Source organism: Parabacteroides sp. merdae-related_45_40, from assembly GCF_001915675.1.
Genome location: NZ_MNQY01000087.1, coordinates 1 through 6,681, shown reverse-complemented (window position 1 = coordinate 6,681; position 6,681 = coordinate 1). Strand labels below are relative to the sequence as shown.

General features: G+C 39.8%; 4 protein-coding genes. All 4 read left to right on the top strand.

All coding sequences use genetic code 11. The features are described from left to right. Positions 1 to 661 precede the first annotated feature (661 nt). Entirely contained in the window at positions 662 to 1,237 is a 576-nt protein-coding gene (locus BHV83_RS11005) for an RNA polymerase sigma-70 factor (protein WP_005636964.1), read from the top strand. 130 nt (positions 1,238 to 1,367) lie between these two features. Beyond that, positions 1,368 to 2,294 carry a FecR family protein gene (locus BHV83_RS11000; RefSeq protein ID WP_046452452.1) on the top strand — a complete coding sequence of 309 codons (927 nt, stop codon included), beginning with the start codon at positions 1,368 to 1,370 and terminating at the stop codon, positions 2,292 to 2,294. Between the two features lie 111 nt (positions 2,295 to 2,405). Beyond that, positions 2,406 to 5,753 carry a TonB-dependent receptor gene (locus tag BHV83_RS10995; protein ID WP_286757517.1) on the top strand — a complete coding sequence of 1,116 codons (3,348 nt, stop codon included), beginning with the start codon at positions 2,406 to 2,408 and terminating at the stop codon, positions 5,751 to 5,753. A gap of 11 nt (positions 5,754 to 5,764) precedes the next feature. Beyond that, a partial coding sequence (locus BHV83_RS10990; protein ID WP_286757516.1) for a RagB/SusD family nutrient uptake outer membrane protein occupies positions 5,765 to 6,681 on the top strand: 917 nt, incomplete at its 3' end.

The window sequence follows — 6,681 nt, the reverse complement described above, 5'->3', positions numbered from 1 at the left end:
TCATACCTACTATCATTGCTTGTGTCTATTGATATTCAATTGATAAAAGGAAATTAGTGATAGTATGACAGTTGTTTTTCAAAATAATCCTATAATGTAATAAAGCAGGCCGATGAGGGCTATGCAAAATTTATTTCAGAGAAATTTAAACAGGCTCTTACGATTTCGAATTAAAAAACGCCACCTTAAAGGCGGCGTTTTTTAATTCATTTTTCATAAACTTTTACCAAAAGCTGTTTTTATCTTTCATCTTTCACCATAAACGACTGATAATCAACAATGACTATTTTTCAACAATACCCCTATTGGTTACGAATGCTAATGCATAGCTTTACAACTCGCCAAACAGCTCGGTTGGCCTCCGACCCTGACAAACGATATATCTGCCCGCCTTCCGCGTTGTCGACAATTAAGAATGTACAGAGTTGATAATATAATGAGAGGATTGTGACCTTAGTACTAAGGGAACTATGGATTTTGTGGGGGAGATTAGGACGGTAATGGTACTTGTTTTCACCCGGTGAATAGTTGTTTGCAGAAAAAAATGACGTTTTTTATATTTGTCCCCTCAAATTACCGACTGTGAAAAAGAATTTTACTTATTTTTGTCAGATAAACAACCATAGTTCCCTTAGAACTAAATCCATTCGAACAACACATCATGGATGAGAAAGCGGACATAAAACGATTCAATAATATTTTCGTCACCCATCGGGACCGATACATTCGGTTCGCCTATTCTTACACATATAATCAAGAAACAGCAGAAGACCTGGTGACGGAAAGCCTGATGTATTACTGGGAGAACCGGCATCGGTTAGAAGAAGTCAAAGACATACCCTTATATATATTAGTCACCCTAAAAAACAAATGCCTGGATTACCTTCAACGTGAACGAACCTGGAATAACATCGCTGAAAACTTACTGTCCAACAAAGAATGGGAACTACAAATGCGCATCTCCAGCCTGGAAGCATGTGAGCCGGAGACATTGTTCAGCAATGAAGTACAAGAACTTGTCAACCAAGCACTGGCCAAACTACCGGAAAAGTCCAGACATATTTTTATCATGAGCCGATATGAAGGGAAAAACTACCAAACAATAGCCAAGGAAACCAACCTTTCAGTGAAGAGTATCGAGTTCCATATCAGTAAAGCTCTGAATTTACTACGCAAAGAGTTAAAAGACTACCTTCCTTGTCTGCTATTTGTGGTGGACTTCTTTTATACTCCCTAAATATTTTCACGTTAACCAGACAGTGAAAATAAACCCTCTTGCCAAGAGATGAAAAATAATAAAAAATAGTTCGTTTTCCCTTTAGGGTATTTTTCCTCCCGTTCGCCCTTAATAATAGAAACAGGAAAAAATGGAACAGAAGTTACTACATAAAATGTTTAACGGAGAGGCCACAGATAACGAGCTGACTCAGATCCGCCAATGGGTAAATGCCGATAAAATGAACAGAGAAACTTTCTATCATGAACGTGCCCTGTTCGACGCACTCCAATTAAATGCTTTTCAAAAAGGAAATCATGTCCGCAAGCAGTCCATACCACTCTGGAAATGGATCGGAAGTGCTGCCGCTGCTGTTATCGCCCTATTCTTATTATATAACATTCCGGTATTCACCACTAAAAATATCCAGCCAGAAATAGCGCTCAACACAATTAAAGTTCCTGCCGGACAACGGGTTGAAGTAACGCTTTCAGACGGGACTCATATCTGGCTGAATGCCCGGTCGGAATTTTCTTATCCGGCTTCGTTTAACGGAAATACAAGAGAAGTCCGTTTAAAAGGAGAAGCATTTTTCGATGTAGCCAAGGATAGAAACAAAAAGTTTATTGTCAATACAGGCCGCTGCGAAGTGGAAGTCTTAGGAACACAGTTTAATGTGGAAGCCTATAACGAAAATGAATTTTCCACAGCCCTCATACAAGGCAGCGTAAAAGTTACCGACAAATCACAGCCAGACGAATCAGTTGTGTTAGAACCCAATAATACAGTCAGTCTCAACAACGGAAAACTGACGGTCACTCCCATCACCGACTTCAATCCATATAGTTGGAAAGAGGGACTTATCACTTTTAAGGATATCAATTTCAAGGATTTGATGAAGGAACTTGAGAAAAATTTCGGTATCCGAATAATTATCGACAATCATACGCTCGACAATTATGCATGTAGTGGGAAGTTCCGTATATCCGACGGGATTGAGCAGGTGTTGAGAGCTTTACAACAAGATGCTCACTTCACCTTCGAGCGAGAGAGCGGAACTGAAATTCGCATTCAATAAACAATTAAATAGATAAGCCTATGAAAAGGAGATAATCAGAATGACGGGCAAACCATGTCCAATGTAAAAATGAAGTTTCAATCTAATATCATTTATTAAACTATCACAAAGATGAAGAAAAGAAAAATTTGTGTATCTCGTGTTTTAAAGATGACATCTCTGTTCTTCCTTTCCTGTGCCATGTGCGCACAAGCAGAAACGGTAAGTTCACAGAGCATACGCATCACTCTTAACAAAAACAATGTCCGGCTGGAAAACATCTTGAACGACATTGAAAGCCAGACTAATTTACTGTTCATTTATAACAAGAACGTAAATGTTAACCGAAAAGTCTCAGTAAATGCCCAAAATACTTCTTTACAGGAAGTATTGCAGAACCTGTTCGACAACAATGTATCCTTCAAAATCGAAGGTTCTTACATCGTTCTCTCACCGACCGGAGCAACAGGCAGCCCACAACAAGCAAAACACACAGTGAAAGGTGTGGTTGAAGATGCATTAGGCCCTATCGCAGGTGCCAATGTGGTAGAAAAAGGAACAACAAACGGTACGATTACCGATATGGACGGTAATTTCACATTGAATGTAGCACCGAACGCAACGTTGGTCATTTCGTATATCGGCTACAAGGATCAGGAAATTGCGGTCAACAACAAGACAAATATCCAGATTAAATTAGTCGAAGACTCACAAGCATTGGATGAAGTAGTCGTTGTCGGTTACGGTGTCCAGAAACGTGCATCCGTAACAGGATCGGTTGCTTCACTTCAAGCCAAGGATATTGCAACTGTCAAGACTCCGAATGTCAGTAATGCGTTAGCAGGTAAGTTGCCAGGTTTACGTGCCGTACAAAGAAGCGGTGCTCCGGGTGACGACGATGCAAGCATTGATATTCGTGGTTTTGGTAATGCATTAGTTATCGTAGATGGTGTGGAACGAGATTTCAAACAAATCGATGCAAACGATATCGAATCGATCAGTATCTTGAAAGATGCTTCCGCCGCCGTTTACGGTTTTAAAGGTGCAAATGGTGTGATCCTTGTTACAACCAAAAAGGGGGAAATTGGGAAACCCAAGATCAACTATAACGGATATGTCGGTTTACAAAATATCACCCGTTATCCAGAATATTACAATGGATACGAGTATGCGACTTTGTATAATGAAGCTCAACAGAATATCGGAGTATCCGCGCCCTATTCGGCTGAAGATTTGGAACGTTTCAAACAAGGGATTGGAACAACTGATTGGTATGATGAGGTCATTCGAAAAACAGCTCCCACTACCTACCACAATTTAAGCGTATCGGGAGGTGCAGAAAAAGTGAAATACTTCTTCTCCCTTGGTTTCACCGATCAAGAAGGAATTTACAAGTCCAAAGCATTTAATTATAAAAAATATAACGTACGCTCCAATATCAGTGCCGAAATAGTCAAAGGTTTCACGGTAGATCTACAATTAAGCGGACGCTTGGATACACGAATGAAACCTTATGAAGCAGAACCGCTAAGTCGTAGTATTCAAATGGCTAAACCTATTTTCCCGATTTATGCCAACAACAATCCTGATTATTGGTCAAATCCTGGAGATAAAGGTAATCCCGTTCATCTATCCGATATCGACAATGTCGGTTATGACAGAAGAGATCGCCGTGAATTTAACGGATCAATCACTCTAAACTGGGAAGTACCTTGGGTAAAAGGTCTTTCTGCTAAAGCATTATTATCCTATGACTACAACAATAAATACAGTCGTAAATGGTATAAGGAATATTATGAGTATACATATGACGCCGTTAATGATGTTTATAACAAATCAGGCAGTCACACTATATCCGAATTGACAACACAGTCCGACAATTATTTCAAACCTAACGGGCAGATTTCTTTAAACTATAAAAATACATTCGGAAAGCATGACGTTGGGGTATTAGCCTTATGGGAATTTTACAATGATCGGACAGACTGGGTCAAAGCCTATCGTCAATTTACAGTTGGAGCCATTGATCAGATCGGTGCAGGAGACAAGACAAATATAAATAATGATGGTAAAGCATCCGTTTCTGCACATACAGGATTAGTCGGACGAATAAACTATGCTTTTGCCAGTAAATATTTGGCAGAATTCAGTTTCAGATATGACGGTTCCTACAAATTTGCACCAGGAAAACGTTGGGGCTTTTTCCCTGCAGGATCTTTAGGATGGAGAATCTCTGAAGAAGATTTTTTCAAAGAATCTTTACCGATGTTCGATAACTTCAAAATCAGGGGCTCTTATGGTAAAGTGGGAGATGAAGGTGATTTTGCCGCCTATCAATACTTAACTGGCTACACCTATCCTTCTGGTAATTATGTTCTTGGATCCGGAGGACTTACAAACGGAGCTAAAGATAAAGGAATGCCTAATACAAACCTAACTTGGTATGAATCAACAACAGCCAACGTAGGATTTGAAGCTTCTGTTTTATCCGGTTTGATAAACGTGGAATTTGATTACTTCATCCGAAAAAGAGACGGCTTGCTAGCTACTCGTATACTAACATTACCGACCACTTTCGGTCAATCTTTACCACAAGAGAATCTCAATTCTGATAAAACACAAGGATTTGAAATTGTGTTGGGACACCGTAAAACTATTGGAGACTTTACATACGATGTAAAAGCGAATTTTTCTACAACACGTAATTATAATCGCCATGTAGAACGTGCGGCTTCAGCCAATATGTATGACAATTGGAGAAATAACAGTAACGATCGTTATAAAGATATTCAATGGGGTAAAGTCTGCATCGGACAATTTCAAAGTTACGAAGAAATACTGAATTCACCAGTACAGGACAACAATGGAAATAAATCCCTAATGCCTGGCGACTTGAAATTCGAAGATTGGAATAATGATGGTATCATAGACGGTAAAGACGATCAACCTATCGGATTCGGCAATACACCTCGTATGTATTATGGATTGAATCTTTACGGAGAGTACAAAGGCTTCGATTTGACTGTATTCTTCCAAGGTGCAGCCGGACATGAGGTTTTCACAACTGGTGACTTTATGGCTCCATTCATCCAGCAAGGTCTTGGAAATGGTATTACTCTGAACCTGGATCGTTGGCATCGAGAAGATCCTTCCGACATGAGTAGCGAATGGATTCCTGGGTATATGCCCGCTCTTCGTCCTACAGGCTTTTCAGCAAATGCCAGCAAAAATACATGGACCAGACAAAAAGCTAATTATTTACGTCTGAAAACTATCGAAATCGGATATACCTTCCCTAAAAAATGGATGCAAAGGGCCGGCATTGAAAACCTGCGTGTTTATGTAAACAGTTTCAATACTGCAACAATAACAAGCCGCACAGGTATCATGAAATATATGGACCCGGAAAATAGCGAAAGCATGTTCCGCTATTACCCGCAAATGAAAACATTTAATTTCGGTGTTAATCTAACATTCTAAAAAAAGAAATGATGAAGACAACAATCATAAAAAATATCGGATGCGGATTACTTTTGTTAGGTACGACAGCATGTGCCGACTACCTTGATAAAGAATCTTTCGACATCATCACTCCTGAACAGGTTTGGCAAGACCCTAAATTGATCAACGGTGTAATGGTTAATTTATATGACGGTCTGAACTTAGAAGATTTCAATTACTGGTATCGTGATGCATGGCGTTTACAAAACGCCTCTTCCATGTCTGACGAAGCGCAAGGTTCTTTCCAAAAAGATCCTCTTTTCGATAACGGAAATGCGACATACACATACGAAGACGCGTTGTTCGAACAGAAATTCTCCGATCGATACAAGAATATACGAAATTGCAACGACTTTATCTACCAATTACAGGAAGCAACGGCCTTATCGGATTCTGAAAAGAAACTGCTGTTAGCCGAATCCCGTTTCTTACGTGCCATGCACTATTTCACATTAGTTAAGCGATACGGAGGTGTACCTCTTATCGATGAACCGCAGCAGTATGATCCCAACAATTTGGAAGCTCTGATGGTTCCTCGCAACAAAGAAGTTGAAATTTATGATTTTATCGTAAAAGAATGCCAAGAAGCCGCACAAGATCTTCCCGAAACAAGAGAGGCAGAAGCCAAATACAGAGCAAATAGATATGTTGCATTATCTTTATGTTCACGAGCTGCTTTGTATGCCGGTTCCATTGCCCGCTACGGAACGGTCCAGCAAGAAGGACTTGTAGGTATCCCCGCTTCCGAAGCCGATCGCTTTTTCCAAACATCTTACGAGGCATCTAAAGCAATCATTACTTCTGGCAAATATGCCTTGTATAACAACAAGCCTGACAACAAAGCACAGAACTTTTGTGATATGTTCCTGAAAGGTAACGGTGATAACGGAGAATATATCTTCCAGAA

What these genes read in the sequence shown, in the direction of transcription:
- BHV83_RS11005 (WP_005636964.1), top strand. Translation starts at nt 662, where the DNA reads ATGGATGAGAAAGCGGACATAAAACGATTCAATAATATTTTCGTCACC.
- BHV83_RS11000 (WP_046452452.1), top strand. Translation starts at nt 1,368, where the DNA reads ATGGAACAGAAGTTACTACATAAAATGTTTAACGGAGAGGCCACAGAT.
- BHV83_RS10995 (WP_286757517.1), top strand. Translation starts at nt 2,406, where the DNA reads ATGAAGAAAAGAAAAATTTGTGTATCTCGTGTTTTAAAGATGACATCT.